A 26882-nucleotide genomic window follows, 5' to 3' on the forward strand; every position below is an offset into this window, starting at 1 on the left:
GTTGCCTGCCAAGCTGAGAATGGACAACGGGCCGGAACTGATTTCCGTGTTGCTGGCTGACTGGGCCGAGAAGAATGGTGTGGAATTGGAGTTCATCCAGCCAGGTAAGCCAACACAGAATTCGTACATTGAACGCTTTAACAGGACCTACAGGGAAGAGGTGCTGGACTTCTATCTGTTCAAATCCCTGACGGAAGTGAAAGAAATTACGGAGAATTGGCTGAGGCAGTACAACGAGGAACGGCCCCATGAATCTCTTGGCAATTTGACCCCGGCAGAGTTCCTCATGAAAAATTCACCCAAGGAAGTCTCTACTTTTGGATGGCACTAACTTGGGGAGGGTTACAGTAGGAATACAAAAAATCTCAACCAAGATTGTTCAGTTACCGTCTGTAGACAATGGATACATGACTATAGCCTCTACGACCGTTGTTTTTGATGATGGGCGAGAGTTTACGGATGTTGGGGATGCTTCTCCTGATAATGTGCCTAGGGGTTGTGCTGGACGATATGTCAGTATGGCATCTACTCGGTCAAAAGGCAGAGCTTTATCCGATGCGTTGAATATTAAAAACATGGTTGAAGATGCTGGGCAGGATAGATCGCAGGAGTATACAGGTGAAGTGATCGATGTGGAGTATAGAGAAGTTAAGCAAGAGGCTCTACCTGCTTCATCAGAAGTGCGTAATGGCGGTGGAAGTAAACCAGCAACGCAAAAGCAGATTGACTTGATTGAGATGAAAGGTAAAAAAAAGTCTATAGATCATCACAATTATGTTTATAATAAATTTGGGAAAAATCTTGATCAGTTATGCGGTAGTGAAGCTGATGCTATCATAAAAGAATTGGATAAAAAATAAACATTTATTATTTTGAAAAAAACATTTTTAGAGAAGATGTAAGAATATATATTCTTACATTTTCTCTAATTTCAAATTGTGGTATTTTGATGCAATTTTGTGCAATGAAGAATCTTGCTGATTGATCATAAATATATAAATTTACAGTAAGAAAAGTCTATTGTCAGGTGTGATTTGCCCTCTCAAAAAATGCAGAATTTATGCCTTGTGATGGACAGTACTGACATTAAAAATTGGAGCGTTTTCTGAGGGATATCATTCCACCAAATTGTCTCGAATTTTAATAGCAACGTTCGCTTTTTTGGCCGTAGGACCTGTGGCCATCTTCGACGCGTCGAAGACATTTTCTAAGTATCAAGATTATCGAGAATTTTATCTATACCTTTTTTGAGGTCGATCAATTGTTCTCGTAGGGGAGTGAATTCCTGGATTTTATCATCGGAAGTAATTTTTGCGAGATATCCATGCAAAGCCTCAATCTTTTTCTGGTGAAGATCCGCACCCTGTGATCGAGTTCTGACCTTTTCTGCCGTGGAGGCGGCTTCAATCTTGGCCTGTATTTAGCAAAAAGCTCCTGTCATAGCCGCAGAGGCCGAGTCCAGCGACGATCTGTTCGTGGAGGTTGGCGACCGTGTCACCTACTGCTCGCTCGACGCACCTAACGACCGACGCAATGTGTTAATCGTGGACAGCGCGAGCAACATCAAGATGGGACTCATCAATGAGGAGGCTCCGCTTGCCCAGGCTCTGCTTGGTTTGTCCACCGGCGATATCGGGATTTTGGAAATCCAAGGCCACAAACCCCGGCGCCTGCATGTGCTGAAAATCCAGCGCGAAAAGGAGCTGCAGGCTTGAGGGGACTGGATTCGCTTCATGGTCTGGTAGAGCTTCACGTCGACTTGATGACCATTCCGGTCGAATGTCATTGCGGATCAGGATCGAACTGACGACCTCTTGAATGCCATACCTCAATAAATAGAACGTGTTGCTGATATTCTTAGATCTTTAGCCGAAAATGAATGTCATTTTTTGGCTGTATTTGGTCGAACAGTGGCGGTCCTGCCAATAGACAGCCTAAGAGCCGCCAAAACATCTATCTAAATAACATAGTCCGCATAAATATTCTTGCTCAAGTTGAAGACATCGTCGAGATGACGCAGTTGCGACCATTATTTTTTCCGAAATAAAGCATTGCGTCTGCCTCCTTTATGATCTCATCTATGGATTTTTTTGGATCAAACGCGGAGACCCCAAGAGTCATTGTTACATTCAGTGTGATGTTATCAAAAGAAATTTCTTTGTGTTCAATTGCACTTCGTACCTTTTCAGCAAGAGAAACGCCGTCTGCTAAATTACAGGATGTGCCTAGGATAAGAAATTCTTCACCACCCCATCTAGAAACACTGTCTTCATTTCTGATATTTTTAGACATTATTTTCGATAGTTGTTTAAGGACGATGTCGCCGCACCCGTGTCCATGAGTGTCATTGATAACTTTAAAATGATCAATATCTCCAAGTATGATCACGAAGCTAGAATCATTTCTTGAACATCTTGAGTATTCCTCTGTAAGTCGTTCATACATTGACCTTCTATTCCATAAGCCTGTCAAGTAGTCGAGGTATGCTACGTCTTTAAGTTTTCCAAAAGCTTTCTCGACCTTGTCCTTCTCTAGTCGTAAAGACTTTTCTTTTTTTTCTATTGTTTCAACATAAGAACTGATCAGTCCGTTAATGTGTTTTTCAAATGCAACAAGGAAACTAAATGAAATTACAAGTATGCAAAAAATAACAAACCCAAGAATTTGAATCTGATTTTTATACGTCTTGTCCATAGATTGTTGTTCTTTAATTACCAGATTATCAACATCGTCAAGATAGACGCCAGTTGCAATAACCCAGTTATAAGGCTTGTATAATTTCGCGTATGTTAATTTGTGCGAAATATTATCTGTATTCATTTTTTTAAAGTAATAATCAAAATATAAATCACCGTTAATTTTCACTCCGTCGAGTTCAGTCTTGTATGGAAAATCTCCATTAATGTCTTGCATTTTCGTTGAAAGTTTAAGCCCTTCTGTATGCGGAAGATTTGGATGGACAAGACGAATTGCATAATCGTCCCCACCGTCATAATTGATTATTTCATTGATCCAGATATAGCCATCGTCTCCAAGTCGAACTGCTCGAATAAGATCTTTGATACGATTTTTTACATTTGTTTCAAAAGTGTCCCTAGAGACAAAGACATATATACTGAATCCTTCATTCGAAATAGCTGTAGCGATAGCAGGATACAGTTCCCTGTTATTTGCATTTAATGATACTGTTCTGGCAAATATTTCCGCAGCATTATCATCTGACGAGCCAACTACATGTGAATTTTTTGTATCGTAAACTATGAAACTTATGATATTGTTTATATTTTTCCTGGTTGAATCCTGAATACGTTCATTTTGAACATTCAACAGCGACTCATCGAGGATCGGCTCCTTCCACGCATGTGACGTAAACAAGATGTTAGAAACTTCGGCACAAATCTCGTTGTATTCTCTAGCAGTGTCTGTCTTTATAAATTCAATTTCTAAAATTGTTCTGTTTACCACATCGTACAAATGACGTTTTTTCTCTGAAATAATGCTTTGAGATAGTTGCTCAGTCTTTGACTGGTACTCTTTTTTTAAATTCAAAAAATAGGGCGCACTCATTGACGCTGCGATGAATATTATCGCAACTATACCACTGAGATAGTAATAAAAACGAATTTTTTGGCGAGCTATTAGTTTCATTTTTTGTTGCTGTTTTTCATAGGCTCAACTGTCCGTGACGGGGCATCCCAATTTGTCCAAATATCCAAACAGTCTCTTACCTAACAGTCCGAATTATTTCTTTCCGTATCGAACATTGCCCACACCTCGCACCTTTTGCAAGTACGAAATGGACGCCTGATTGTATCTCAAACGTCCGCTAAGATGTTCTGAATTTGGCTGGTTGGAACTGAATTTCTTGGAAAATCGGCAGGCGGATTCACAGGCCCCTGGGATTCCTGGACTGACTTTATGTATTGCAATACTCGTCAGCCCAGGATGCACATTATTTACTCAGAATATCCCTTCTTTTAGCATCAAACCTTCTATTCTCTTTATCTACCTTTTCGTCAAATTTTGCATATGCCTCATCAACCTTTTTCTTATACTTGTTTCGTTTTTTTTTTTTGATTTTTTTTATCTTGTATTCTTTTGCGCTTTCGCGATCGAACTCATCACGAGACTTGGTTATTTTTTTATCTAATTCTTCGTAAAGCTGTTTAATGTTGCGGTCATGCTCGTCACTAAGTTTATCTAATTCTCTATATTTTTATCAGAAATTTCTCCTGAATATTTATCTGTAATTTTATATCCTCTCGTTCTCAAATCTATTCCAGTATTTTCTTTTGAAATTCGCTTTCTTTCATTGATAGTTTTGTCGAAGACATCATTTAAAATTTGATCGACAAATTCTTTGGAATTATTACGTTGATCGGCGAACGACATAGACCAAAATAGAATTGTGATAAGTACAATCGTCCAGAATTTTATTTTCAAGCTCCTTCAGTAAAGTTCAAAATCATCGAAGGTTAACCTGTCTTTAATGCCCGTTATTCAGATCACCTGAGATATATATCACTTCTTTGAAGTCCCCCGCTGAGCTTTGTGGGGAATAATTTTATCGACAACGGAGTGATCATGCACGACCAGAATTACTGCTCATCCGAGACGACCAAGCTGGCTAAGGCCCTGATCCAGGTGCAACGTACTTTGCAGCCTGCAACCAAAGACCGTCTCAACCCTTTCACCCATTCCAACTACGCCACCCTAAACAGCGTCATGGATTCTTGCCGCGAAGCGCTGCTCACCAACGGCATCTGGCTAACCCAGTATCCAGTCCCATCGGAACCTGGCCATCTCGGGCTTGTAACCAAGCTGGTCCATGCTGAATCCGGGGAGTGGCAAGCGTCCCATGCCGTAGTCCCATTGCCGAAGAACGATCCCCAGGGCCTTGGTATCGCCATGACCTACATCCGGCGCTATTCCATTTCCGCCATGCTCGGCATTGTGACCGAGGAGGACACGGACGTGAATGTGCCCAAGGATTCCGGCAAGAATGGTGCTCGACCGAAGAGACAGGCGGTTGCAAACGCATCTCGTGAATCCTCGCTTCAAAGCCCGCCACCCATTACGCCATCTCTCCCAAAGCTCGATGGCATCACCTACCAGGAGATCACCGCCACTGATGGTCAGGTGTGCATCGTGGCCACCGGCAATACCCAGTCCAAAAAGGAACTCCTGGCCGGAGCTGGGTTCAAATGGAATCCTCAGCGGAAAATGTGGTGGAAATATGCGCAAGCGTCCTGAAAATTCTGGCACAAAACACAAGCGAAGGCTGCTCCACTCGGGCAGCTTTCGTCATTTTGGAGGCTAAGGGCATGAGTGAATACGTCCAGGTTCAAGCTGACAGAAGCCAAGGTCTCATGAAACTGCTCGCCAGGGGGCTTCTTGAATCATCGGCTCAGAGAACCGCGTCATCGCTTGGAGATCGGAGCCTATATATAGGGATGTCGGATATTGGGCGAGCTTTGGAATGCCCACGAGCAGCGGTGGGGCAAAAGCTTTTTGGAAATGACTATGAACTAGAACTGGATCAGCATGCCGTCCAGGCACAGATCGGCAAACAACTTCGTTTCCAGCGCGGACATTGGTTTGAGGCGGGTATTGCCCAGGTCTTCAGGCAGCAGCGATTGCCCGTGATCGAGCAACTGGAGATCGTGACGATTCATAATGGGGTGCCGATCAAGGCGCATCTGGATTTCGTTTTTGTCAGCCCAGTAGGAAAGCCCACGGTCCGGATTTTGGAGCTTAAAAGCTGCGAAAAATTGCCTAAAACATTGTATTCTTCTTACGAAACTCAGGTTTATGGCCAAGTATGCCTCTTGTGCGCACTTTGGGACCAACCGGCATTTGGCGTCCATGGTGAAGCAGATGGACATGGTAGTTCCGGGCTCACTTTTCCGCAGATTTGCCTGGAGAAGTTTGGAATCGAAATGCCAGCCCATCCGTCAGCGGTCGATATCGAGGCATGGGTGCTGTGCCTATCCATGTCGGATGCCAAAGCGTTCGGGCCATATCTGCCGGATGACACCATGCTAAATCTCTGCCTCAAAACAGCCGAGGGCCTTTGGCGCAACGTCGATGGGTTGAAGAAAAATGACGAAGACTTTGACAGCCTGCCCACGGCACAAGGATTTCATCCCCTGTGCTCATGGTGCGAATTCAACGCCGATTGCCCGAAATTTGATGGCCTTGATCAGCCGCAATGGGGCAACGCACTGGACCAGCTCAAAAACTTGAAAGCTAGACAGGATCAACTGGATGCCGAGATAACGGAAGTCGAGGCGGGTTTGAAGACAGCCTATGCCTTGAGTGATGTCCATGGGGCATGGATTAGCGTTGGAAGTCAGCGTTTTCGTGTTTCGACTCAAGCCGGAAGACGTACCTTGAACAAGGACCAATTGCGCTTGGAACTCTCAAAAGTCCTTGGAGAGGATGACGCGGATGCGCTCATCACTAGGTGTGAGTCTGAAGGCAAGTCCTTTGATCGGCTGAACATCAGCAAGATCAACAAATGCCCATAGGCCCAACAATTTCAATCAACATATCCCGGCTCCCCGTTACAGGGCGGCCGGGATTTTCATTTTATGGAGCACATTATGACCAATACTATTCGCGATGAGCTTGAGAAACTTCAGCCCATGGAAATGGACGCAGGTACCGTTTTTAGCGGTAGCCCTTCAGGCAGGATCATCAGGGGTTATGCCAGCCCATGCAGCTACACACCGACTCCGGATTCCGGTTACATTTTCCACGAGACAAGCCGTGACATCGCTGTCTGGCTCATGAATATATCCGATCCCCTGTATGTCTTCGGACCCACGGGTTCAGGAAAAACGAGCGCTATCAAGCAGCTCGCCGCAAGGCTTAACTATCCCGTCTTTGAGATCACAGGCCACAGTCGTTTGGAATTTCCTGATTTGGTGGGGCACCTGTCGGTTCGAAATGGCAGCATGGAATTCGAGTACGGTCCTCTAGCCTTGGCCATGAAATATGGCGGGCTGTTTTTGTTGAACGAAATCGACCTGCTCGAACCGGCTACAGCCACAGGTCTCAATGGCGTTCTTGATGGTGAGGCGTTGTGCATTGCCGAAAATGGGGGAGAGCTCATCATCCCGCATCCGATGTTTCGATTCGCATCCACAGCCAATACTAACGGCGGGTCCGATGAAACCGGATTATATCAGGGCGCGCTCAGGCAAAACCTCGCTTTTCTGGATCGCTTTTGGCTTTGTGAGATGGGCTACCCTGCACGGGAAGCCGAGGAGAAACTTCTGGGTGGATGCTGCCCGAAATTGCCTGAAAGCATCCGTCAGAAAATGGTCGAATACGCAAACGAGGTTCGCAGGCTTTTCATGGGCGAAGCTGGTGCTGGTATGGCAAACAGTATCGAGGTCACGTTTTCAACCCGGACCCTTCTGCGTTGGGCTGATCTGACCGTGCGTTTTCAGCCTCTCTCCAGACAAGGGGTCCAACCAGTGACCTATGCCCTGGACCGGGCACTGGGATTTCGCGCCACCAGGGAAACCAGGGCCATGCTCCATGAGCTTGCCCAGCGCATTTTTCCTCAGTCCATGGGGGAGTAGAAAGGAGTGTAGCTGCTGAAACGCAAAAAGATGCCATCACTCCCGACGACCTGACCAAAGTACGCCAGGCCATGACCTCGGTCCTGCAGGCCATGGCAGCCAACCCATCCTACCTGACCAACTGCGCCCACCCTCCATCCGTTCGCCTGGAAAAACCCACACCACATGGCGGCAAATTCTGGAAAGCCGTGGCTCATCCAAACGGTCTGGCCTTGCAGTGGGGACGGCTCAATACCGCCGGGCAAGGTCGCGTCCTGGATATCCCCAGATGCGCTCAGGGCAATCCGGTGCAGGAGATGATGGATAGGGCGCTTGCCAAGATCAACGAGGGATACGGGCTTTGCTCGGTAACAACCTGAAAATCATCACACCAAAAGAGCGAGGTTGAATATATATGGATATTGCTCAACACGATTTTCCGTTTCGCCAGTCCATCGAGCTGGCCAAACAGATCCCTTCGACCGGATTTCGCTATCACTGGAAAGCCGAGGTCGATTCCCTTGGCCTGATCATCCGCATCTGGCTTGGTGGCATCGACGGCGTGCCATTTCAGACCTGCATCACCCGCATCATCAAAAGCCAGGAGTGCAAGAACAAGAATCCCGTCCAGGAGATGTGGCGCAGGGTGCTGGAAAAAATCGACAGGCAGGATTTTATCATCGTGAACGGAAATTAGGGCGCCACACTAGGCGCTCTTTTCATTTGAAGGAGAATAACATGAACACGCAAACAGACATCAAGGTCCTGGACAGCCTGCTGGTCCTGCACCTTGAAGTGAACATCTGGACGGCACGCAAGAAACTGAGCCCCGAGGATTTCGATGGCGCAAAACTCCCCCCTGAGGACTTGGCATCTCTGGGCAGCAAGAGGGTTTGTGATCCCGAAACCCTGCGAGTTTTTGGGACACTGAAAGCCAGGGCCGTGAGCCTACTGGACAGACACGGTGTCCGTTTTCTGGGTGGCTGGGCTATTCCTGAAAACCAGGCGGACAGCATCGTAACCGAACTTGATCAGATCCTGCAGGACTTCAACGCGGCCAAGGAGGATTTTCTGTCCCGGTATGATGAATCCGTTCGGGAATGGATAGCCAAGCATTCGGGATGGGAACAGATAATCGCCGATTCGACCGTAAGCGCCGACTATGTTCGAAGCCGCATGGGTTTTGTTTGGAAGCTCTTCCGCATTGTTCCGCCAGATCCGGTTAACCCGGTTATGGCAGGCCTCAAGGACGAAGTGGCAAGCTTGGGCAAAACCCTGTTCGGTGAGGTGTCCAAAGCGGCCACCGACGCTTGGCATAAATGCTTTGCCGGAAAGTCCGAGATCACGCGCAAGGCTCTTTCTCCCTTGAAGACCATTCACCAGAAACTCTCTGGCCTGAGCTTTGTCGAGCCACGGGTATCTCCGGTTGCGGATCTCATTCACACAGCGTTCGAACATTTGCCCAAACGCGGGAAAATTGAAGGCGCGAATCTGCTCATGCTCCAGGGACTCGTATCCCTGCTGCGGGACGCGGAAGCGCTCATCGAGCACGGACAGAGAATCATGGACGGGACAAGCTCTCAGGACGTTTTGTCCCTGTTGGTTGGGGGGCAGGGGCGTGTGCTGGAACAGGGTGTCCAGGATGAGCTGGACATCATGGCAGAGGTGGACGACATGCCGCCAATTTTTCCGGACATGCCCATGCAGCCCGTGATGCCGAACTGCGGGTTGTGGTAGGATTTCTGGGAGCGGTGATATCATTTGCCATCAGGAGAGTTGTGCATGGCGTGATTCATGGGTATTAGTAATAGGCAGTATATCGGAGGAGGGAATATGAAGGAGACGTTGCAGGACAGGTACCTGATTGAAAGGGCATATCGAAATGCCTTTGGTCTGTGCTCACCGTCTACGACTGACTTTCCCAAAGAGGCACTCTTTGAGCTTGGATTCAAGGCCATACTGCGCGGATCTCCCGTGACTGAGGAGGAATTGCAGGCTTGGATAGCAAAAAATTCTCCTCCCACAAAGCCCTAGTTAGAACCATAAAACGACATTTGCCGGACTTATAGTCCCGCTATTTCAAATAGAAACGAACGAAAGCCCTGGAGTCACAAGCTCCGGGGCTTTTCGTATTTGGAGGACTTCATGATCGATACACGGGCCGTGATGCGCTCGCTGCCGTTAGTGGCAAGCGTGCTCGGCAGAAAATACGGGGTACAGGTCGAGATGGGTGGGATGGATGCCTACACCGACGGCAAGACCATTCATCTGCCGGCCCTGCCAAGCGAGGTTCCGGACACGTTGCTGGCAATGGCCAGAGGCTACCTTGATCACGAAGCTGCCCATGTCCGGGAAACGGATTTCTCGGCGTTGGAACAGGCGAGGCTCACACCATTAGAAATGCACGTCTGGAATACCCTGGAGGACTGGCGGGTGGAGCATAAACTCGCGGCCATATTCCCAGGGTGCCGCCAGAATTTCGATTGGCTCATCGGGCATATCTTCGGCTCGGATGATCGGGGCGAACCCGCTGCTCCTGCGATGAATATTTTCAATTGGCTGCTGCTCGAAGTTCGGTCCTGGGATGTCCAGGTGCTGTCTAGGCATCGCGACACTTTGGCCGGACAGGTGGACATGGACTTTCAGGGTATGAGGCCGAAGATCAAGCAGGTGCTGAAGCTGGTTCGAACCAGGTGCGATTCGACTCATGCCGCCATAGATTTTGCCCGCGAAATCGTGCGCGTTCTGGATCATTTCGCGAACCATACCGACAAGCCGCAAGCACCCGATCAAAACGGACCTGAAGCGCAAAATGCTCCTTCGAGTCCATTCGAATCAGGTGAAGCCAAAAGCGAAGAAGTGCGGAGTAATGACGAAAATCCTTCGGAAATTGGGGAGGATTCTTCTCAACACACAGACCAGGAAAACGAGTCAGTACTGTCCTACTCACCCCCATCTGATCATGCCCACATCCTTATGGGAGCAGCTGACCCCGATGCTGATTATCAGGCCCGAGACGAGCTGAAGAAACTCTTGGATGCAGGGGAGGACGAGCTTCCACAAAATCTGGGAAGCATCCTTGCAAGTGTTCTTAATGATACGTCGCAGACATCGAGCTATTCAGGGATTTCCGTGGCGGTTCAGACGTCCAAGCATGCAGTCCCGCTGTCGGCCGACGATGTCCTGGAGGTCAGGCAAGCCTCCATGGCACTGCGAACCAGGCTAAGCGGATTATTGCAGACAAAAATATTGTCGCGTGCATCGAATGGCAGAAGAGGGCGTCTTGATACCGGGCATCTACATCGCCTGGCCGTGTCAGACCCGCGTGTGTTTCGCACAAAGTCCGAACGGGTTGGGATTGATACCGCCGTTCATATCCTGCTCGATTGTTCCGGATCCATGGTGCGTAGAATACACCTGGCCTGCCAAGCATGTTATGCAGTCGCCTCTGCCCTTGAGGCCTCCAGAATCAATGTCGCAGTCACCGCCTTTCCCGGCGCTCAACTTCCAAACGGATCTTATACCACCGTGTCTCCGATAATCAGGCACGGTCAGAGGGTGCACACCACCCTCGACCTGGGGCCTGCTGGAGGCACTCCTATGGGAGAGGCGCTGTGGTGGGTCATGCAGGACATGCTCCCGCTCACAGAAAAGCGAAAACTTATCCTGGTCATCACCGATGGGGATCCAGACTCAGCGGACTGCGCAAACCAGGCGATCAAGCAAGGGCTACGGGCGGGTTTTGAGATCTACGGCGTCGGGATCACGAGTTCGGCCATCATGTCGCTATTGCCCGAAAGAAGCGTTGTCGTGAACACTGTGACGGACCTTGCTCCGGCTATGTTTTCTCTGCTCCAGCACGGGATTTTCAATGATCACCAAGGTTGACCTTCAATAAAATTACGTGGCGCACGGGAGGCCTTGGCTTTCAGTTCGCAAACAACAAAGGAGAACTTATGGGGAAAATTCGCAATGGACCGATTCACGGACAGCAGGAGGCTGGAAAGAGACCTTTTGAAGGAGGTGAGACCGCATGACCTGGGGACCTGTAATCGCGATCGCAATCGCAATACTTGAAATCGTGAAGGAGAATATCGATGACTGAAGAAATCATGCCCAGAGAGGATAGGATGGGAAAAATACTGACGTTTATTGGTGGCTGTCTGGCCGGAGTTATTGGCGTGTTTACGGTAGCGGCGATGTCAGAAATGTCGTCATGCTCGACGATATCAAATGATTCAGATCATAGTAATAATCAACAAGACGAATCCTTGTCTGAATCATATACGAGTAGAGCATAGAATAATTGAAAATAAAAGACGCCGGTTTCATTTTACTTATGAATATCGGCGTCATTTTTAATGAAAAATAAAATGTGGTATTTATTAGTGTTCAATTTAAGTTAATTTTAAATTTTTAAGACCACAAAATATGTATTTGTGCATAGTCACGAGATTTAATAGGTTGATAATGAGGAAGATCAAAGCCTATTTGTTAAATGGTTAGGCTTTCTAATATGATTTTTGTAAAATTTAGTTCTTCATTTAAACAGGATTTATTATATTGTAATACATTAGAAAAAAATGCTACAAAAATAATTTGCCGTATGACAATGTTGTAGTTGATATCTTTTCAAAATTCGATATAGAGTAAAAAAAATTATGACTTTCGATGCAGATTTTGATTTTAAAGTTCAATTTTTTTTATACGTTTTTTTAATATCTTGAAATAAACGGAGTGAAATTATGAAGCATATTTTGATCTTGTTTGCGCTATCTTTTTTAGTGTCATGTGCAGATTCAAAAATTCAAGATGTTCAGGATTTGAAAGTCGGAAATTCTGATCAAACATTGATTGAAGTTGTAAATGATTATGGCTATATTAAAGATAGTAAATGGGAAATAGTTGAAGAAAAATATGGTAATACTGTTGTCAAATTTTCTGCAAATTATGATGTAAATAAATGTGTGGAAGATATGATGTCTCTCGCGCATGCTGGGTTTCCTGCAAATATAAAAGCTACTGAAGGCGTTATGCCATCTCTTAGCTATATTGTTTTTACAGGGATTGTCCAAATTTTTCAAGGATTTGATGATTATGGGGACATTTCAAAAATATTAAAAGAAGATCAGCGGATGCATAGTTTAGAAGTCATTGTAGAATTTGTCATCCCTAAAGATGGAGCGCCTCGGATTTCAAATCAATATTCAAATGTCAATGGTGAAAAAGTTCAATCTTTGGTTGATGAATATTTTCCAGAAATGCTAAATGGATTTATTCCTGCATCAATTGTTACTTTAGGTGAGCAGATAAAAAAAGAGCATATTCGAAAAATTTATGATGAAAAAGAAAGGATTAAAAAAGAAAATTATATATTAGAGTCTAACTCACTATTTCAAAAATTTAAATCAAACTTTTCTGGTGAGTGGATTAACTTTAAAAAATATAATAGAGATTGGCTTGAAACTAAAAGTTTTATATTCGAATTCGATGTGTTTATTTTTAGTAATGGAAACAATAATTCGATGGTCTTGAATTTGTATGAGTATAAAGTTCAATCAGATAGATTTTTGCTATTCTTGCTTGAGTGTGAAAAGCGCGAACTTGATGTTAAACTTAGAAAAGTCGACAAGGTTTATGAAAATTACAGTCAAGATGTTCGTGATCAAAAGGTTGAAAAATTGAATGCAGAAATTAACGCACTAGTTGAGCGTATTAATATTGTAAGTTTGACTCCATATCGTGTTGTTGATGTTCGTCACGCTATTCATGATCTAGTCTTGAATTTTAATGCTGTATTGCCAATTAGTTCTCGTCTTGATAGTTATAAATATGTATATTCGAGTAACTTAGTTTCTGATTTTAATAATTTAATGTTTAATTTTGGAGTTAATGATGGAGTTAATGATTCGAAAGTATTAGTAACTATTGGTCAGTCTAAAGATGAAAAAAGTTTCTATTTATATAGAAAAGTAATTGATTCTGATATAAGTAAAAATTTTGAAGAATGTAAGCCTATCTTTGAAGAGCATAAAGTTTTTTTTCAAGATATAATTCAAAATTTTGATTATAGTAAATAAGTATCAATTTAATAGTAGCAGTGATGTATTAATATTGTTGACTATGTCGTGATAATTAATTTAGTGTCTATTTTTATGGTGTATTTAGTAGCAAAACGATTAGATACGGACGAAAAAAATTTGTATCTAATCGTTGAGTAAATGTTCAGGCACCACCCCTTCAAAGGCTTGCTTTCTCGTGCGCTTGAGCGTCTCGAAACTGAAGTACGAAGAAGGTTTCATGAGCAAAATATAAATGAGGCCGGATTCCCTGGGAGGGGTGTCCGGCCTGACATTTTCAGATTTACGTCACTACCAGTTACTCAGCCTTGGAGGCCTTTTTGCGCTTCTCCCACAATTTCATGTCCTGCATCGTCTTGCGGCGATCTCGGGCTAGAGATTTTGCTACTAGGGAAGTACCTTTCTTGTAGCCATATTTTTCCTTGTACTGTTCGGGAGTGAGTCCGTGTGCAGCCAAGTGGCGCTTCGTCAAAACTTTGAATGACTTTCCACACTCGCAGCAAAGGACGCTCTTTTCTCGAATCGCATTTTTAGGGTCGATAGCGGGTCCGGTTTCGACAACAGGAGCGCCACCTTCATCGACTCCACGAATGCTGCCAGCCAAGGCCTTGATCATGGATGTGATCTCTTCCTCGTTCATATTGCGCACAGATGCTTGGGCTTTTACGATCTCGATTGCTTGCTTGAGATAATCTTCCATGTTTTCTCCTGTGGATCTACTAGGATTTGATTGTTAGCTCGTAGCACAATTTGTGCCTACACCGATTTAAAGGTGCGATGGAAGAAGCTACATCCAAATAGCAAGAAGGTAAATGCCGACAGAGTGCTGAAACTACGGATTGAAGTTGAGCTCGTTTACTGCACTTCCCCGTAAATAACGCGCTGGACGCTCGACAGGCTACATCCGAGTTGCTCTGCAATCTTTCGAAATGAGACGCCTTGTTCTCGCAATGCACGCACCTTGGTCCGGTCGACGCTTTTTTTTCTGCCACCCTTGCCATGGGCATATTTGCCAGCTGCTTTGGCCTTCTCGATACCTTCACGCTGGCGTTCTCTCAGGATATTCCGCTCGAATTCCGCAAAGCTGCCCAGGACATCAAAAAGTAATTTGGTGAACGGATCGTGGTTATCCCTGGTGAACGTCAGATTTTCCTTCACGAATTTTACGGTGACGCCTTTTGCAATCAACTGGCTGATGATGTTTTGCAGATCCTGGAGGCTGCGGGCAAGCCTGTCGATAGAGTGGATCCACAACGTGTCGCCTTCGTCCAGACGTGAAAGGCAGTCCTGAAGCTCAGGTCTGTCAGTGTTTTTTCCGGACGCCTTCTCTTCATAGACCTTCCAGAAATCGATCTTACAATCGGCCAGCTGTCGAGCTGTATTCTGCTCGTGGGTGCTGACCCTGACATATCCGACGTGGCGTCCATTCATCGATGTCTCCGGCATTGAAATTAGGGTTTCTTGCCAGAAATTGTGCCCAATAAAGATCTAGATGTAAATATAAAGTGTGCCCAAAATATTAAAAACAAATAATTATGGGCACGATTTCTCGTGCCCATAATTGTGCCCAGAAAGGGTGTGCCCTTTATGGAGTGCATGCTGCTTGTTTATGAAACGTCTCTTAACTAGAAGTTGAGAATCCTGTCGGCGCGTAGCACATGCTCATACAAAAATTTCATGTTTGAGAGTTTGACATGCTCAATCGCATCCACACCGTGAATGCCCATGCACTTGCCTCAGGCGACGAGCACACCCTCGCTCAAGTCGAAGAGCTTGGCCTGTTCGGCGATGGGGAAGGTTTCGCTGTCGCCGGCGTAGAGGTCCACAGCAGGTCCATTCAGAAAAAGAGTCACGTCTTCGCCTTCGGTCAGCAGGAAGTTGCCGAATCTGACGGTGTTCCATTTGATCTCTGGGTCGGCGCTGGAAAGGATGAGAAGTATTTGCATTATCACTCCATTTGTTAATTTTTGAGTCGAAATATTCGATAGGATGGCTACTGTAAATTCCTCTTTCAGGCGAGGAGGGTCTCAGCTTAAGGCCAAGTGGCTATTTGGCATATGTTGCCGCTGGCGTTTCAGAAGCACGGAATCACGACGGCCAATACACATGAGATGAGAGCGAACGCCCAGTCGTAGCCCAGAACTCCGATCAGGAGGGCCCCCTGTATTGGGCCAGACAGTTTTCGATATCGAAGATGGGCCGGAAGACGTCCATGGCCGAACCGCTTCGGCTTGTACTAACCGTTGGTGCTGATGATGTATTTATTTTTCATCCTCAGAGAATGAGTTTCTATCAATTCTCGTACAATACCAAGCGCTACTGATGAATAATTTTTTATTTAATCTAAAAATTAGTTATATAATTTAATATCGATGACATTTGCTTATTGATTTTTTCATAGTCTTTAAATGTTGAAGATTTTATAATTGATTTTGATTGAATAAAATTGTCTGCAACAAGTTCTTCATTGCAGTTTGCAATCATTGAATCAATGGTTTCTGGAGTTGTTTCAAGGTGAAATTGTAACCCAATTATGTTTTTTCCATACTGAAAGGCTTGTTGTTCGCAAGCTACGCTTTGTGCCAATTGCACGGCTCCTTCGGGCAAGGTGAACGTTTCGCCGTGCCAATGAAAAACTTTAAGCGTATCTGGAAACTGAAAATCGGTATTCGGCACCTTGGTTATGTCAAACCAGCCGATTTCTTTTTGGGAATTTTTGTAAATTTCAGCCCCGAGCGCACTTGCCAGCAATTGGGCTCCTAAACAAATTCCAAGCATAGGAATCCCTGCACTGATTGCTTCTCGTAAAAATCTTTTTTCTTCAACAAGCCAAGGAAACTCCAATTCGTCATGGACACTCATGGGACCGCCCATGATTATAATAAGGTCTATTTTAGACAAAGCAGGCAGATCATTCGACTCGTAAAAACGCGTATATGACACGTTCGCGTTGCGCTGGTTTAACCATTTATCGATACTTCCAATGCCTTCGAAAGAAACATGTTGCAGTATGTGGACATTCATGAGGAAGCGCCTCTGATATGATTGCAGATTATTCAACTTGTCGATTGAGATCTTCACATGTTCAATTAGCATTCAGGGTCTTGGTCTCTAACCAAGACCCTGAGCAAATACTTTCGATTCATAAGTCAACAGCCGACATAAGCGACCGGCATGATCCTATTCCATCCCGCCCTTCGTCTTTGTTCAGATAGGCGGGGCAATGGTGACCACGGTGCGCATGTCAGTAATCGCCCTGATCCCGTGGGGAACGGCAATATCGCAGACGAGAACATCGCCGGCTTTGGCCGGCAGGATCCCGTCTTTCGCCAGAAATTCACCTTCGCCTTCCAGGATGAGAATTGAAAGCTGACCCTCAAGGTCATGAGAGTGGATGGGCAATTGCTGTCCCGCCCGGAAGTTGAAGTTCAGAATTTTGAAATAGGGAGATTCGTGGACCAAAAGCTTCTTCAGGCCAAGGTCGTTGAATCCGTTGGCTTCGAACAAGTTGATTTTCTTCATGGTGCTACTCCGTGTGGTTATTGCTGATCAAAATCATCATGCACATAGGTAATGCGAAAAATACGATTGTACATTTTTTTGTTTGCTTTCAGGTCAGTGTCAATCAGCGTCCAATAAATTTCTACGAGTTGACTTTGTGGTCAGTCTGCCTTGATGGTTGAGGCACATTTTTCTGCCCACTATTTGAGTTGCTTCAATTGTTCAAAAAAAATCAGGGCCCTGATTGGTGACCAGAGCCCTGATAAAAGATGCCTGTAAATCCATCACTAGCCGGCGGTTGCGACCGACTTGATCCTTCTATTTTCATCCCAGATCTGCTCGGCCTTGGGCGTGACCTTCAGATACTTGAACCACTTGTGGCTCGCCATGTGTTCCGGGTCCATTTGGAGTTCGCGGCTGTGTTCCATGATGGGCGGCACGAGTTCCTTGATGTCCTGGGACAGGGCTTCGGCGGTCGTGAAGGCTGCCGCCTTGATGGCGATGTCCACGGCCTTCTGGCTGTACTGCTGGGACTTGGCCAGGGTGTCCAGGGCCTTGGTCGGGTTGTGGAAGCCGACGCTGTTTTCTGCGGACACGAGATCCCAGAAGAATTGACCCTTGCGGCACATCTGGCGGGCATCAATCATGAGCCTCTCATAATCGGCCGGCTTTTCACCTGTGAATTCGCTGGCCATGCGGATGGCCTCGTGGGCCTTGACCGAGGTGTCCTGGGCGACCATGAGCTGCTGCCAGACCTTGTCCTGGGTGTAAATGACGCGCTGCTTGAGGTAGTCTGGCGTCTTGTCCGTGTGGCATTGACGGCAGGCCTTCATGTCCGGGTCTTTCAAGGGTGAGTTCCAATGATGGTTGGACATCTTCTTCTTGCCGTCGAGGCGGGTGTAGCTCATGTGGCAGTCGGCGCAACTCACACCCGCCGCGCCGTGCACACCGTTGTGCCATGTCTCGTACTCGGGGTGCTGGGCCTTGAGCATCGGGGTCTGGGACACGGGATGGATCCAGTCGACGAAGTTGCCTTCGAAACCCGGAATCGTCGTGTCGCCGTGGGTGGTGTAGTACTCATAAATTTGTTCAGGATCCTTGCCCTGGGACCAGGGAAAAACAACCTTTTTGGGAGCGCCGAAGCTCTTGTCCTGGAAGTAGTACTCGACGTGACACTGACCGCACATGAGCGCACGCTGTTCGTTGCGGGACAGGGTCTTGAAATCCTTGCCTTCGGCTTTCAGATGATCCTGAAGAGGCACCGAATAGAGACGAAGTTCCATGTTGGCCGGATCATGACAGTTGGCGCAGCCGATGGTGTTTTCGTCCATGTCGACTTCTTCGCGGAACTCGTTGAAGTCCTTGGCCCAGAACTCGTCACCATATTTGCCGACCCATTCGTTCATCTTGGCGCCCTTGCAGTTCCAGCAGGTGGCAGGAAGGCCAGCTTTTTCGTCGTAGCGGTTCAGGCGGTCGATGTTCAGAATATCCTTCATGGCATAGGTGTGACCGCGTGCCGCCTTGTATTCATAGCTGAATGCATATCCGAGCCAAAGGTTCTTGAGATATGGCTGGGCATGCTTGTAACCCTTGGGCAGAGGGTTGACGTTGTCATGCTTGTCGTAGGCTACGGACCCACCGTACTCGGTCATGATCTCGGATTCGTTGTTTCGGAGGAATGTTTCGTAGTGCAGGGGGAATTCAGCCTTAAAGGCGGAGTTTTTTATTTCGTCAGATTTTAGTTTGGTTTTGAACACCGGGGTTTTTGGTTCAGAGAAGTCGGAACAGGCTGTCAGTGCCAAAGCCAGGCCAGCGGCCAGAACGAGGAACGTGGTTTTGGTTTTACGCATCGGCTGCGCTCCTTTTTGCTACGGGGATTTTTGGAGTGTGGGGCACGTGACGGTGGCAGTCCGTACAGAACTTCTTGCTCTGCATGACAACGGTGGATGTGGTCGCACCGTGGCAGCGCTGGCAATTTTCCTGCGTTACTTCCTTCGTTTCCTCGCCTGGGTGAATCAGGTCGGGGATCGATTTGGTCACGGTTGCGAGGATGTCCCGGGTGCCTTCTTTGGTTTTGAAGGGAATCTTGGCAATGAGATTGTGGGGCGCATGGCATTCGTTGCACGCCAGTTCGGCATGGACCGAACGCTTGTGCGTTAACGCTGCCTCGGACATAGAGTGGCAGCTCCCGCAAAACATGGCCTGATCGGTCGTGTTCATGGCTACCGCCGCGCCAATTGTCAGCAGAACGCCAACGAGGGCTGGGGGGAGTACACGGCTCCATCTCATTTTTGTGGGTGGTTTTTGTTCAAGAATCATCAATCCCTCCTGTTAAAAAAAACATATGTTTTCTTTCACGCCTGTGGCAAAGGCGGAATTAACTACGAGTTGAGTGAGTATCCGGTTGGGTTGTGCGATTTTCCATAGTTTACATTTTGTTTTGTTTCAACATGTTATTATGGGACGCTTGGCTAAAACACCATCTAACTATTCGAAATGGAAAGACGCGGCCTTGACAAAGCCTGATAGCGAAACCAATGAAAGTTATCAATTGCTTTCTTTGGAGACATAATGACCTCGACATCAAAATATCTTTCGGCAGAGGAGAGACGGGCCATGGCCGTCAAAGCGGTGCTTGAATTAGCTGCCATTCAGAATCCAGGCGAGATTACGACCACAGAAATCGCTGCGCACATGGGCTTGTCCCAGGGCGGCATTTTTCGACATTTTTCCAGCAAAGACGAAATCTGGCGCACGGTCATGGAGTGGGTTGCCACAGAATTGCATTCCCGTGTTGCACGTGCGGCGGAAAGCGCCAACAGTCCAATCTTCTCCCTTGAGGCTATGTTCATGGCCCATGTCGCCTTCGCGATTGAGTATCCCGGAGTTCCGCGCATGTTGTTTGGGGAACTTCCGAAAACAGAATCAACTCCAGCCAAAATTGCCGTTGCCTCGTTGCTTGAACGATACGGAAAACTCCTGACATTGAAGCTGGAGCAAGGAAAGTCCTGCGGCGAGGTGGATTGTTCGATCTCAACTGAAGCAGCGGTCGCTCTTTTTGTCGGAACTGTTCAAGGGCTCATCATCAAGGCGGTGCTATTTGGTGATGTTGGCCATTTGCGCCAGGGGGCTCCAGAGGCGTTTGCCTTGTTTCGTCGCGCCATAAGGAAATCCATATGATGAGTCTCATGTCCCGCAATAAATTTCTGCTGCTGGTGGTGCTAGGCCTCTTGGCCGGGGCCTTCATTTATGTGGTGCTGCGTTCCGGCCCGCTGGCTCCCGTTGCGGTCGTCGTGTCCGAGGTCAGGGATATGCCGGTGGAGCCGTCGCTTTTCGGCATCGGCACGGTGGAAGCGCGGTACACGCAGAACATCGGACCGACAGGCTCCGGCCGGGTTCTTGCGATTTTGGTGGATGTCGGGGACAGGGTCGAGCCGGGGCAGATCATTGGTGAAATGGATCCCGTGGATCTCGATGACAGGCTGGGCGCCCAAGATGCCGCCCTGCTGCGTGCCGCCGCGACCGTGCGGGCTGCCGAAGCCCAGGTTTCGGAACTGCGGGCGAAAACAACCTACGCCGAATCCCAGGCCCGCCGCTTTGAAACCCTGGTGCAGAGCGGAGCGGTGAGCAGGGAGGCCTTTGAGGCCCGTCAGCAGGAGTTGGACGTCGCGAAGAGCGGGCTCAAGGCCGCCATTGCGACCGTGGCTTCGGCCAAACACGAATACGACCGCCTCACGTCCGAAGGGGCCGGCATATCCCGCCAGCGGGAGACCGTCAGACTGGTTTCGCCTGTTGCCGGTCTGGTCACCAGGCGTCTGATCGAGCCCGGCACGACTGCCGTGGCCGGACAGACCGTGGTGGAGATCATCGATCCGGACCACGTCTGGGTGAATGCCCGCTTCGACCAGCTCCGGGCTTCCGGCCTTGCGACCGGTTTGCCGGCGCGTGTCGTGCTGCGTTCCCGCTCATCGGAATCGCTATCTGCGCATGTGTACCGTGTCGAGCCGGTTGCGGACGCCGTGACCGAAGAGCTGCTGGCGAAAGTGACTTTTGAATCCCTGCCCGACCCCCTGCCTGCCATCGGCGAACTGGCCGAGGTGACCGTGGATCTGCCTGCCTTGCCGCCTGCTCCGACCATTCCCGGCAGCAGCGTGCTGCGCGACAAAAACACGCTTGGGGTCTGGGTGGTTGAAGGCGGGAGCATCGAATTCGTCCCCGTTGAACTCGGACAGGCAGACCTTGACGGGCTGGTCCAGGTCCGCAAGGGGCTGCGTGTGGGGCAGACCGTCGTCTCGCATAGCGCGTCCACGCTGACGGCCAGAAGCGGCATCAAGATTGTGGACCATCTTCCGGGGGTGCCCAAATGATCAGCCTGGCCGGGCGCGATATCCTGCATTCCTGGGGGAAGTTCGTCTTCACCGGGGTGGGGCTTGGCCTGCTCATCGGTGTGACGCTTTCCATGGCCGGCATCTATCGCGGCATGGTCGAGGACGCCAAGGTGCTTCTGGACAACAGCGGCGCGGATCTGTGGGTCGTGCAGCAGGATACCCTGGGGCCGTACGCGGAATCCTCGACCATTCCCGACGACGTCTATCGCTCGATTCTCGGCATGGAGGGAGTGGAGCGGGTTTCGAATGTGACCTACCTGACCATGCAGGTCCGGCACGACGGCGGCGACGTGCGGGCCATGGTTGTCGGTGTGGTACCGGGAGGGCCGGGGGAGCCCGGACAGCCAATTTTTCTGGTGGCTGGACGTCACATTACCCGCAGTCATTATGAGGCCGTGGCAGATGTCAGGACTGGCTTCAGACTCGGGCAAGAGATTGTCATCCGCAGGAATGTCTACACGGTTGTCGGACTGACCCGGCGGACGGTTTCCTCGGGCGGTGATCCCATGGTTTTCATTCCGCTCAAGGACGCCCAGGAGGCGCAGTTTTTAAAAGATAACGACGCCATCGTCCGTTCACGCCAGCGGGCAGCGCAGAATCCGGCATTCAACCGGCCGATTCCGGGTCTTCTGGACGCAGTCATCGCGTCCCAGTCCACCAATTCCAACGTCAACGCCGTGCTGGTCAGCCTCGCTCCCGGTCATTTGCCGAATGAAGTTGCGAAATCCATTCAGCGCTGGAGCAGGTATCAAGTCTATACTCGGGCGCAGATGGAGGAAATCCTGATCGAAAAGCTCGTGGCCACTTCGGCCCGTCAGATCGGCATGTTTCTGGTCATTCTGTCCGTGGTCAGCGCGGCCATCGTCGCCTTCATCATTTATACGCTGACCATGGGTAAGATCCGTGAAATCGCGGTCCTGAAACTTATCGGCACCCGCAACAGGACCATTGCCTCGATGATCCTGCAACAGGCGCTGGGGCTTGGGCTGATCGGCTTCGTGGTCGGCAAGATCTCGGCCACGCTGTGGGCCCCCATTTTTCCGAAATACGTTCTGCTCCTGCCCGAAGATGCGGTGCGCGGGCTGATCGCAGTCATGGTCATTTGTTCACTGGCCAGCGTCATGGCGATCAGGGCGGCCCTCAAGGTCGATCCGGCCGAAGCCATTGGAGGATGATGATGCCTGGAATACTCATCGAAGACGTGCGCAAGCGCTACGGGCAAGGCGAGGCTGCGGTGGACGCCCTGAAGGGGGTGGACATGGTCGTTGGGCCAGGAGAAGTGGTCGGCCTCATAGGCCCGTCCGGTTCAGGAAAGAGCACTCTGCTCAAATGCCTTGGGGCGGTCATCGAGCCGAGCGCCGGGAAGATGACGCTGGGGGATGATGTCATTTTTGATCAGGATTGGAAGATTCCCGATTTGCGAGCGCTCAGACGTGACAAGATCGGATTCATCTTTCAGGCGCCCTATCTTATTCCCTTTTTGGATGTTACGGACAACGTGGCTTTGCTGCCGATGCTGTCCGGCATTCCGAATTCCAAGGCCAGGGCCTTGGCCCAGGAATTTCTCGAAGCTCTGGACGTCGGACACAGGGCGGGGGCCATGCCTTCCCAGCTTTCGGGAGGGGAGCAGCAGCGTGTGTCCATTGCCCGCGCCCTCGTCAATCGTCCGCCTGTCATTCTGGCTGACGAGCCGACCGCACCTCTGGACAGCGAACGAGCCATGGCCGTGATCCGGATTCTGAACCAGATGGCCAAACAGTTTGAAACCGCGATCATTGTCGTGACCCACGATGAAAAAATCATTCCGACTTTCAAGCGATTGTACCAAATACGAGATGGGCGAACTGAAGAGCAGGCTGGCGAAGGAAGGGCAATAGATTGAATTGATAGGGAGGGTGATATGAAAGATCACTGTGACGCTTTGGATTTGTCTGAAGATGATGTCATCAATGCCATGCGTTCCATGCAAGGATACGTCGATATAACACCTGGAGATTTTCGGGAAATTTATTCAATCGCTTACGATTTGGCATTGAAGAGAGTCCGTACACTTTGGAAGGCGGAAGACGCCATGACGTCTCCTGTTCATTGCCTTCATCGTGAAATGAGCGCCTCTGAGGCTGCGTCATTTATGGCTTCGCACGGCATCAGCGGTGCTCCGGTTGTTGACGAAAACGGGACGATCTGCGGGGTTGTCTCGGAAAAGGATTTTCTCAAGAAGATGGGACTGCCAGGAACCGCCTCATTCATGGCTGTTGTGTCGCGATGCATGACCATTGACGGCTGTTTGGTTTCTGACCTTGGAGGTTTGAGTGTTCGGGAGTTGATGAATTGTCCGCCGATTGTCGCGGCCAAGGAAACGGCATTGGCGGATATCTCAGAGCTTTTTTCGAAACATTCCATCAACCGAGTGCCAATTTGTGATACTGACGGACGCCCAATAGGGATTGTCACCAGAACCAATCTCGTCGGTTCTCTGTGTGAGTTGAGGTAAGCCATGAATTTTTTCGAAAAAGTCAAAGGGACGACACAAAGCCCACCTAGGGTCAGTATTTCTGAGGTTGCCTGGTCTTGGATCGGCGCCTTTGTCGGCATAGCCCTCGTCGGTTTGCTTCAAGACGTGCTTGTGGATGAGTTCGGACAGGGTTTGCTCATTGGCTCCTTTGGCGCAACTGCGGTCCTCGTTTACGGAGCGATTCGAAGCCCGTTGGCCCAGCCCAGAAATGTTCTTGGAGGGCACGTCATCTCTGCGCTGATTGGGGTGTTGTCATATCAGCTTGTCGGAGACATTGTCTGGCTGGCGTCGGGGTTGGCAGTATCTACAGCCATTGCCGCAATGCATATGACTAGAACGTTGCACCCCCCTGGCGGAGCGACGGCTCTGATTGCTGTTATCGGTGGGGACTCTGTGCACAATCTGGGGTATTTTTATGCATTTATACCTGTTGGGATCGGAGCCGTTATTCTTATTATAGTTGCTTTAGTTTTAAATAATTTTGCAAAGAACAGGCGTTATCCTGAATTTTGGTATTAATAAAAACATGAGGGATTGATGAAAAAACTTTTCGCATCAAAGCTGATATCTTTTTTTTCGTTAATTCTTTTTATTATTAATATTTTTATTGTGTGGAGTATATATTCGATTCATTCTTCGTTGGAGCGCGATGCCAATCTTATTAGCAACATAGGTTTTATTCGTGGGTCGACACAAAGAATTCTGAAATTTGAATTGCTTAAAAATATTGATAGTGCAGATTTCTCTATTAGCGAGGTGGATAAAATATTTGCTATTTACGTTGCTGATGGCAAGGCGGCTGAATTTAGGTTTGACCCAGAGATATATCAGCCTTTTAAGAGTCTTTATGGTGAATGGAATGCATTTAAGGATGTTTTGTATAAAAACAGGGCTGGACAGCAGCAATTTTTACAAGAACTGTCATTAATGAGTGAATATATTTGGAGCGGTTCTAATTCTCTCATGTTGAGGAAAGTTATTGGATCAGATCGTAAAACTTCAAATATTAAAAAATTATACTATTATGTTTTCTTCCTTTTTGGCTCGTCATTCATTTTTTATTTGATATCGAAGATTTTTGTACAAAAAGTCGAGCATAGCTCCCGCCATGACAGTTTGACGTCTGTTTATAACAGGGGTCAATTTGACCTGGATATCAAAGAAGAAATAGACAGATATGAGAGAAACAAGAGGGCGTTTTCATTGCTCATAATGGACATAGATCATTTTAAAAAAGTTAACGATTCTTTAGGGCATGCAGAAGGAGACAGGGTTCTTAAAAAAATGGCAGGGACGGTCAGGCGATGTATCAGAAAGACAGACTTTTTCTACCGGATCGGGGGGGAAGAATTTGCTGTTTTGTCACCCGAGACAGATCGCGAAAGCGCGTTGCTTTTGGCCGAAAAAATTCGGAGTTCAGTGAAGAAAGAATTTTCCAAAGACAAGTCCAAGATAACAATTAGTATAGGTGGTTCCGTATATATGGGTGGAATCAGTCATTACGATTATTACAATCAAGCTGACAAAGCTTTGTATGAAGCTAAAAGAACTGGAAGAAATAAGTCTGTTATTTTCGAAAGCATGAATCTTCAACGGAGTGAATAATGAGAAAAGTTGCAGAATCAGTGTGTTGGGTTGGCGCAGTGGATTGGGATAGGCGTCTTTTCGACTCTTTGGTTCCTCTTCCCGACGGGACGACCTACAATGCCTACCTTGTGGAAGGCAGCGAGAAAACAGCGCTCATTGACGCGGTGGATCCCGATATGGTCGACACCTTGCTTGGACATCTGGATGGGGTGGAAAAGCTCGACTATGTCATTTCCCAGCATGCCGAGCAGGATCATTCCGGGACCATTGCCTTAGTGCTGGACCTGTACCCGGAGGCCACGGTCGTCACCAACGCTAAGGCCAAGTCTATGCTCATGGATCTTTTGCTCATCCCCGAGGACAAATTCATCGTGGTCGGGGATGGCGAAACCCTTTCCCTTGGTGACAAGACTCTCACATTCATTCTCACGCCTTGGGTGCACTGGCCGGAAACCATGTCCACCTACTTGGCCGAAGACAAGATTCTGTTCAGTGGCGACTTTTTTGGCTCGCACATAGCCACGAGCGATCTCTTCGTGCGCGACCAAGGTCGGGTGCTTGAAGCCGCCAAACGCTATTTCGGCGAGATCATGATGCCGTTTCGGACCATAATCGCTAAGAACCTGGAAAAACTTAGTCCATACGACATCCGCATGATCGCCCCGAGTCACGGCCAGATCTACGATAGCCCCGGCTGGATTGTGGACGCCTACAAGGACTGGGTTTCAGGCGTGGCGCACAACCTGGTGGCCTTGCCCTTTGTGTCCATGCACGGCAGCACGAGGCTCATGGTCGACCACTTGGCGGCGGCCTTGTCCGAACGCGATGTGCGGGTGGAACTCTTTAATCTTGCCGTGACCGACATCGGCAAGTTGGCCATGTCTCTGGTGGATGCTGGCTCCATCGTGCTCGGTACTCCCACGGTGCTTGTCGGTCCGCATCCCATGGCCGCCTACGCAGCATTTCTGGCCAACGCCTTGCGACCCAAGGCCAAATACTTGTCCATAGTCGGTTCATATGGATGGGGCGGCAAGACAGTCGAGACACTGGCCGGCATGATACCCAATCTGAAGGTTGAGGTGCTGGATCCTGTGCTTTGCAAGGGTTTGCCAAGCGACGACACGTACGGCGCATTGGATCGTCTGGCGGATGCCATTGCCGCCAAGCATAAGGAAAGCGGCTTTCAGGGGTAGTTTTTTTCTAGTATCGATTTGAGGTGCGTGCATTGTCACGCGATTGG

General features: G+C 48.4%; 28 protein-coding genes. 20 read left to right on the forward strand and 8 right to left on the reverse strand.

Translation table 11 applies throughout. The annotated features are described in order from the left end of the window. The 3 genes from BMZ40_RS02130 to BMZ40_RS02140 all read left to right on the forward strand — a co-directional run. Positions 1-331: integrase core domain-containing protein (locus BMZ40_RS02130; protein WP_143075508.1), on the forward strand; the 331-nt coding region annotated here is incomplete at its 5' end. 76 nt (positions 332-407) lie between these two features. Then, positions 408-860, forward strand: coding sequence for a hypothetical protein (locus BMZ40_RS19050; protein WP_177192979.1), 453 nt, complete (start codon positions 408-410; stop codon positions 858-860). Positions 861-1475: 615 nt separating this feature from the next. Further along, positions 1476-1715: a GreA/GreB family elongation factor gene (locus tag BMZ40_RS02140; RefSeq protein WP_177192980.1), complete on the forward strand. Its 240-nt coding sequence runs from the start codon at positions 1476-1478 to the stop codon at positions 1713-1715. Between the two features lie 274 nt (positions 1716-1989). On the opposite strand, the gene BMZ40_RS02145 is transcribed toward BMZ40_RS02140, so the two are convergent. Next, positions 1990-3648: a diguanylate cyclase gene (locus BMZ40_RS02145; RefSeq protein ID WP_092372493.1), complete on the reverse strand. Its 1659-nt coding sequence runs from the start codon at positions 3646-3648 to the stop codon at positions 1990-1992. 936 nt (positions 3649-4584) lie between these two features. Here BMZ40_RS02145 and BMZ40_RS02150 point away from each other — a divergent pair. From BMZ40_RS02150 to BMZ40_RS02195, 9 genes are all read left to right on the forward strand, one after another. After that, on the forward strand, positions 4585-5253 hold the full coding sequence (locus BMZ40_RS02150) for an ERF family protein (protein WP_092372494.1): 669 nt from the start codon (positions 4585-4587) through the stop codon (positions 5251-5253). A 71-nt stretch (positions 5254-5324) separates the two neighbouring features. Beyond that, complete coding sequence (locus BMZ40_RS02155; protein ID WP_143075511.1) at positions 5325-6530, forward strand: hypothetical protein; 1206 nt, start codon at positions 5325-5327, stop codon at positions 6528-6530. A 75-nt stretch (positions 6531-6605) separates the two neighbouring features. After that, complete coding sequence (locus tag BMZ40_RS02160; protein ID WP_092372496.1) at positions 6606-7592, forward strand: AAA family ATPase; 987 nt, start codon at positions 6606-6608, stop codon at positions 7590-7592. 71 nt (positions 7593-7663) lie between these two features. Continuing rightward, complete coding sequence (locus BMZ40_RS02165) at positions 7664-7951, forward strand: hypothetical protein (RefSeq protein ID WP_092372497.1); 288 nt, start codon at positions 7664-7666, stop codon at positions 7949-7951. A 35-nt stretch (positions 7952-7986) separates the two neighbouring features. After that, entirely contained in the window at positions 7987-8268 is a 282-nt protein-coding gene (locus tag BMZ40_RS02170; protein WP_092372498.1) for a hypothetical protein, read from the forward strand. 41 nt (positions 8269-8309) lie between these two features. Beyond that, entirely contained in the window at positions 8310-9308 is a 999-nt protein-coding gene (locus BMZ40_RS02175) for a DUF3150 domain-containing protein (RefSeq protein ID WP_092372499.1), read from the forward strand. Positions 9309-9716: 408 nt separating this feature from the next. After that, positions 9717-11459 carry a cobaltochelatase CobT-related protein gene (locus tag BMZ40_RS02185; RefSeq protein ID WP_092372501.1) on the forward strand — a complete coding sequence of 581 codons (1743 nt, stop codon included), beginning with the start codon at positions 9717-9719 and terminating at the stop codon, positions 11457-11459. Between the two features lie 209 nt (positions 11460-11668). After that, positions 11669-11872 (forward strand): hypothetical protein, encoded by a 204-nt coding sequence (locus BMZ40_RS19060; protein WP_143075512.1) that lies wholly within the window; start codon positions 11669-11671, stop codon positions 11870-11872. 444 nt (positions 11873-12316) lie between these two features. Beyond that, a complete protein-coding gene (locus BMZ40_RS02195) occupies positions 12317-13651 on the forward strand; it encodes a hypothetical protein (protein WP_143075513.1) in 1335 nt (444 codons plus the stop codon). A gap of 298 nt (positions 13652-13949) precedes the next feature. Here the strand turns inward: BMZ40_RS02195 and BMZ40_RS02200 are convergent, their stop codons facing one another. The 7 genes from BMZ40_RS02200 to BMZ40_RS02235 form a co-directional block, all read right to left on the reverse strand. Continuing rightward, the gene (locus BMZ40_RS02200; protein WP_092372504.1) at positions 13950-14351 is read right to left on the reverse strand and encodes a Ros/MucR family transcriptional regulator; all 402 of its coding nucleotides are present in this window, start codon (positions 14349-14351) and stop codon (positions 13950-13952) included. 155 nt (positions 14352-14506) lie between these two features. Further along, on the reverse strand, positions 14507-15082 hold the full coding sequence (locus tag BMZ40_RS02205) for a recombinase family protein (RefSeq protein WP_092372505.1): 576 nt from the start codon (positions 15080-15082) through the stop codon (positions 14507-14509). A 194-nt stretch (positions 15083-15276) separates the two neighbouring features. Further along, entirely contained in the window at positions 15277-15597 is a 321-nt protein-coding gene (locus BMZ40_RS02215; RefSeq protein WP_245751004.1) for a DsrE family protein, read from the reverse strand. A gap of 397 nt (positions 15598-15994) precedes the next feature. After that, entirely contained in the window at positions 15995-16675 is a 681-nt protein-coding gene (locus tag BMZ40_RS02220) for a type 1 glutamine amidotransferase (RefSeq protein ID WP_092372858.1), read from the reverse strand. Between the two features lie 183 nt (positions 16676-16858). Continuing rightward, the gene (locus BMZ40_RS02225; protein WP_092372508.1) at positions 16859-17173 is read right to left on the reverse strand and encodes a cupin domain-containing protein; all 315 of its coding nucleotides are present in this window, start codon (positions 17171-17173) and stop codon (positions 16859-16861) included. 266 nt (positions 17174-17439) lie between these two features. Next, positions 17440-19002: an ammonia-forming cytochrome c nitrite reductase subunit c552 gene (locus BMZ40_RS02230; RefSeq protein WP_092372509.1), complete on the reverse strand. Its 1563-nt coding sequence runs from the start codon at positions 19000-19002 to the stop codon at positions 17440-17442. Continuing rightward, a complete protein-coding gene (locus BMZ40_RS02235; RefSeq protein WP_092372510.1) occupies positions 18995-19471 on the reverse strand; it encodes a cytochrome c3 family protein in 477 nt (158 codons plus the stop codon). The genes BMZ40_RS02230 and BMZ40_RS02235 overlap by 8 nt, the downstream gene beginning before the upstream one ends. Before the next feature lie 297 nt (positions 19472-19768). On the opposite strand from BMZ40_RS02235, the gene BMZ40_RS02240 reads away from it, so the two are divergent. The 8 genes from BMZ40_RS02240 to BMZ40_RS02275 are packed head-to-tail and all read left to right on the forward strand — an operon-like array spanning position 19769 to position 26835. After that, on the forward strand, positions 19769-20332 hold the full coding sequence (locus BMZ40_RS02240) for a TetR/AcrR family transcriptional regulator (RefSeq protein ID WP_245751005.1): 564 nt from the start codon (positions 19769-19771) through the stop codon (positions 20330-20332). After that, entirely contained in the window at positions 20329-21519 is a 1191-nt protein-coding gene (locus tag BMZ40_RS02245; protein WP_092372512.1) for an efflux RND transporter periplasmic adaptor subunit, read from the forward strand. Before BMZ40_RS02240 ends, BMZ40_RS02245 begins: the two co-directional genes overlap by 4 nt. Further along, positions 21516-22715: an ABC transporter permease gene (locus BMZ40_RS02250; protein ID WP_092372513.1), complete on the forward strand. Its 1200-nt coding sequence runs from the start codon at positions 21516-21518 to the stop codon at positions 22713-22715. Before BMZ40_RS02245 ends, BMZ40_RS02250 begins: the two co-directional genes overlap by 4 nt. Before the next feature lie 2 nt (positions 22716-22717). After that, positions 22718-23422, forward strand: a complete 705-nt coding sequence (locus BMZ40_RS02255) for an ABC transporter ATP-binding protein (protein WP_245751006.1) — start codon at positions 22718-22720, stop codon at positions 23420-23422. Between the two features lie 18 nt (positions 23423-23440). Then, a complete protein-coding gene (locus BMZ40_RS02260; protein WP_092372515.1) occupies positions 23441-24034 on the forward strand; it encodes a CBS domain-containing protein in 594 nt (197 codons plus the stop codon). Positions 24035-24037: 3 nt separating this feature from the next. Then, positions 24038-24574 (forward strand): HPP family protein, encoded by a 537-nt coding sequence (locus BMZ40_RS02265; RefSeq protein ID WP_092372516.1) that lies wholly within the window; start codon positions 24038-24040, stop codon positions 24572-24574. A gap of 18 nt (positions 24575-24592) precedes the next feature. Next, on the forward strand, positions 24593-25660 hold the full coding sequence (locus BMZ40_RS02270) for a GGDEF domain-containing protein (RefSeq protein WP_092372517.1): 1068 nt from the start codon (positions 24593-24595) through the stop codon (positions 25658-25660). Continuing rightward, positions 25660-26835, forward strand: coding sequence for an FprA family A-type flavoprotein (locus BMZ40_RS02275; RefSeq protein WP_092372518.1), 1176 nt, complete (start codon positions 25660-25662; stop codon positions 26833-26835). The genes BMZ40_RS02270 and BMZ40_RS02275 overlap by 1 nt, the downstream gene beginning before the upstream one ends. Positions 26836-26882 lie beyond the last annotated feature (47 nt).

Origin of the sequence: Desulfomicrobium apsheronum, assembly GCF_900114115.1 — a bacterium.
GTDB lineage: Bacteria > Desulfobacterota > Desulfovibrionia > Desulfovibrionales > Desulfomicrobiaceae > Desulfomicrobium > Desulfomicrobium apsheronum.

Coding starts and splice junctions, on each gene's coding strand:
- BMZ40_RS19050 (WP_177192979.1), top strand. CDS start 408: ATGACTATAGCCTCTACGACCGTTGTTTTTGATGATGGGCGAGAGTTT.
- BMZ40_RS02145 (WP_092372493.1), bottom strand. CDS start 3,648: ATGAAACTAATAGCTCGCCAAAAAATTCGTTTTTATTACTATCTCAGT.
- BMZ40_RS02150 (WP_092372494.1), top strand. CDS start 4,585: ATGCACGACCAGAATTACTGCTCATCCGAGACGACCAAGCTGGCTAAG.
- BMZ40_RS02155 (WP_143075511.1), top strand. CDS start 5,325: ATGAGTGAATACGTCCAGGTTCAAGCTGACAGAAGCCAAGGTCTCATG.
- BMZ40_RS02160 (WP_092372496.1), top strand. CDS start 6,606: ATGACCAATACTATTCGCGATGAGCTTGAGAAACTTCAGCCCATGGAA.
- BMZ40_RS02165 (WP_092372497.1), top strand. CDS start 7,664: ATGACCTCGGTCCTGCAGGCCATGGCAGCCAACCCATCCTACCTGACC.
- BMZ40_RS02170 (WP_092372498.1), top strand. CDS start 7,987: ATGGATATTGCTCAACACGATTTTCCGTTTCGCCAGTCCATCGAGCTG.
- BMZ40_RS02175 (WP_092372499.1), top strand. CDS start 8,310: ATGAACACGCAAACAGACATCAAGGTCCTGGACAGCCTGCTGGTCCTG.
- BMZ40_RS02185 (WP_092372501.1), top strand. CDS start 9,717: ATGATCGATACACGGGCCGTGATGCGCTCGCTGCCGTTAGTGGCAAGC.
- BMZ40_RS19060 (WP_143075512.1), top strand. CDS start 11,669: ATGACTGAAGAAATCATGCCCAGAGAGGATAGGATGGGAAAAATACTG.
- BMZ40_RS02195 (WP_143075513.1), top strand. CDS start 12,317: ATGAAGCATATTTTGATCTTGTTTGCGCTATCTTTTTTAGTGTCATGT.
- BMZ40_RS02200 (WP_092372504.1), bottom strand. CDS start 14,351: ATGGAAGATTATCTCAAGCAAGCAATCGAGATCGTAAAAGCCCAAGCA.
- BMZ40_RS02205 (WP_092372505.1), bottom strand. CDS start 15,082: ATGAATGGACGCCACGTCGGATATGTCAGGGTCAGCACCCACGAGCAG.
- BMZ40_RS02220 (WP_092372858.1), bottom strand. CDS start 16,675: ATGAATGTCCACATACTGCAACATGTTTCTTTCGAAGGCATTGGAAGT.
- BMZ40_RS02225 (WP_092372508.1), bottom strand. CDS start 17,173: ATGAAGAAAATCAACTTGTTCGAAGCCAACGGATTCAACGACCTTGGC.
- BMZ40_RS02230 (WP_092372509.1), bottom strand. CDS start 19,002: ATGCGTAAAACCAAAACCACGTTCCTCGTTCTGGCCGCTGGCCTGGCT.
- BMZ40_RS02235 (WP_092372510.1), bottom strand. CDS start 19,471: ATGATTCTTGAACAAAAACCACCCACAAAAATGAGATGGAGCCGTGTA.
- BMZ40_RS02240 (WP_245751005.1), top strand. CDS start 19,769: ATGGCCGTCAAAGCGGTGCTTGAATTAGCTGCCATTCAGAATCCAGGC.
- BMZ40_RS02245 (WP_092372512.1), top strand. CDS start 20,329: ATGATGAGTCTCATGTCCCGCAATAAATTTCTGCTGCTGGTGGTGCTA.
- BMZ40_RS02250 (WP_092372513.1), top strand. CDS start 21,516: ATGATCAGCCTGGCCGGGCGCGATATCCTGCATTCCTGGGGGAAGTTC.
- BMZ40_RS02255 (WP_245751006.1), top strand. CDS start 22,718: ATGCCTGGAATACTCATCGAAGACGTGCGCAAGCGCTACGGGCAAGGC.
- BMZ40_RS02260 (WP_092372515.1), top strand. CDS start 23,441: ATGAAAGATCACTGTGACGCTTTGGATTTGTCTGAAGATGATGTCATC.
- BMZ40_RS02265 (WP_092372516.1), top strand. CDS start 24,038: ATGAATTTTTTCGAAAAAGTCAAAGGGACGACACAAAGCCCACCTAGG.
- BMZ40_RS02270 (WP_092372517.1), top strand. CDS start 24,593: ATGAAAAAACTTTTCGCATCAAAGCTGATATCTTTTTTTTCGTTAATT.
- BMZ40_RS02275 (WP_092372518.1), top strand. CDS start 25,660: ATGAGAAAAGTTGCAGAATCAGTGTGTTGGGTTGGCGCAGTGGATTGG.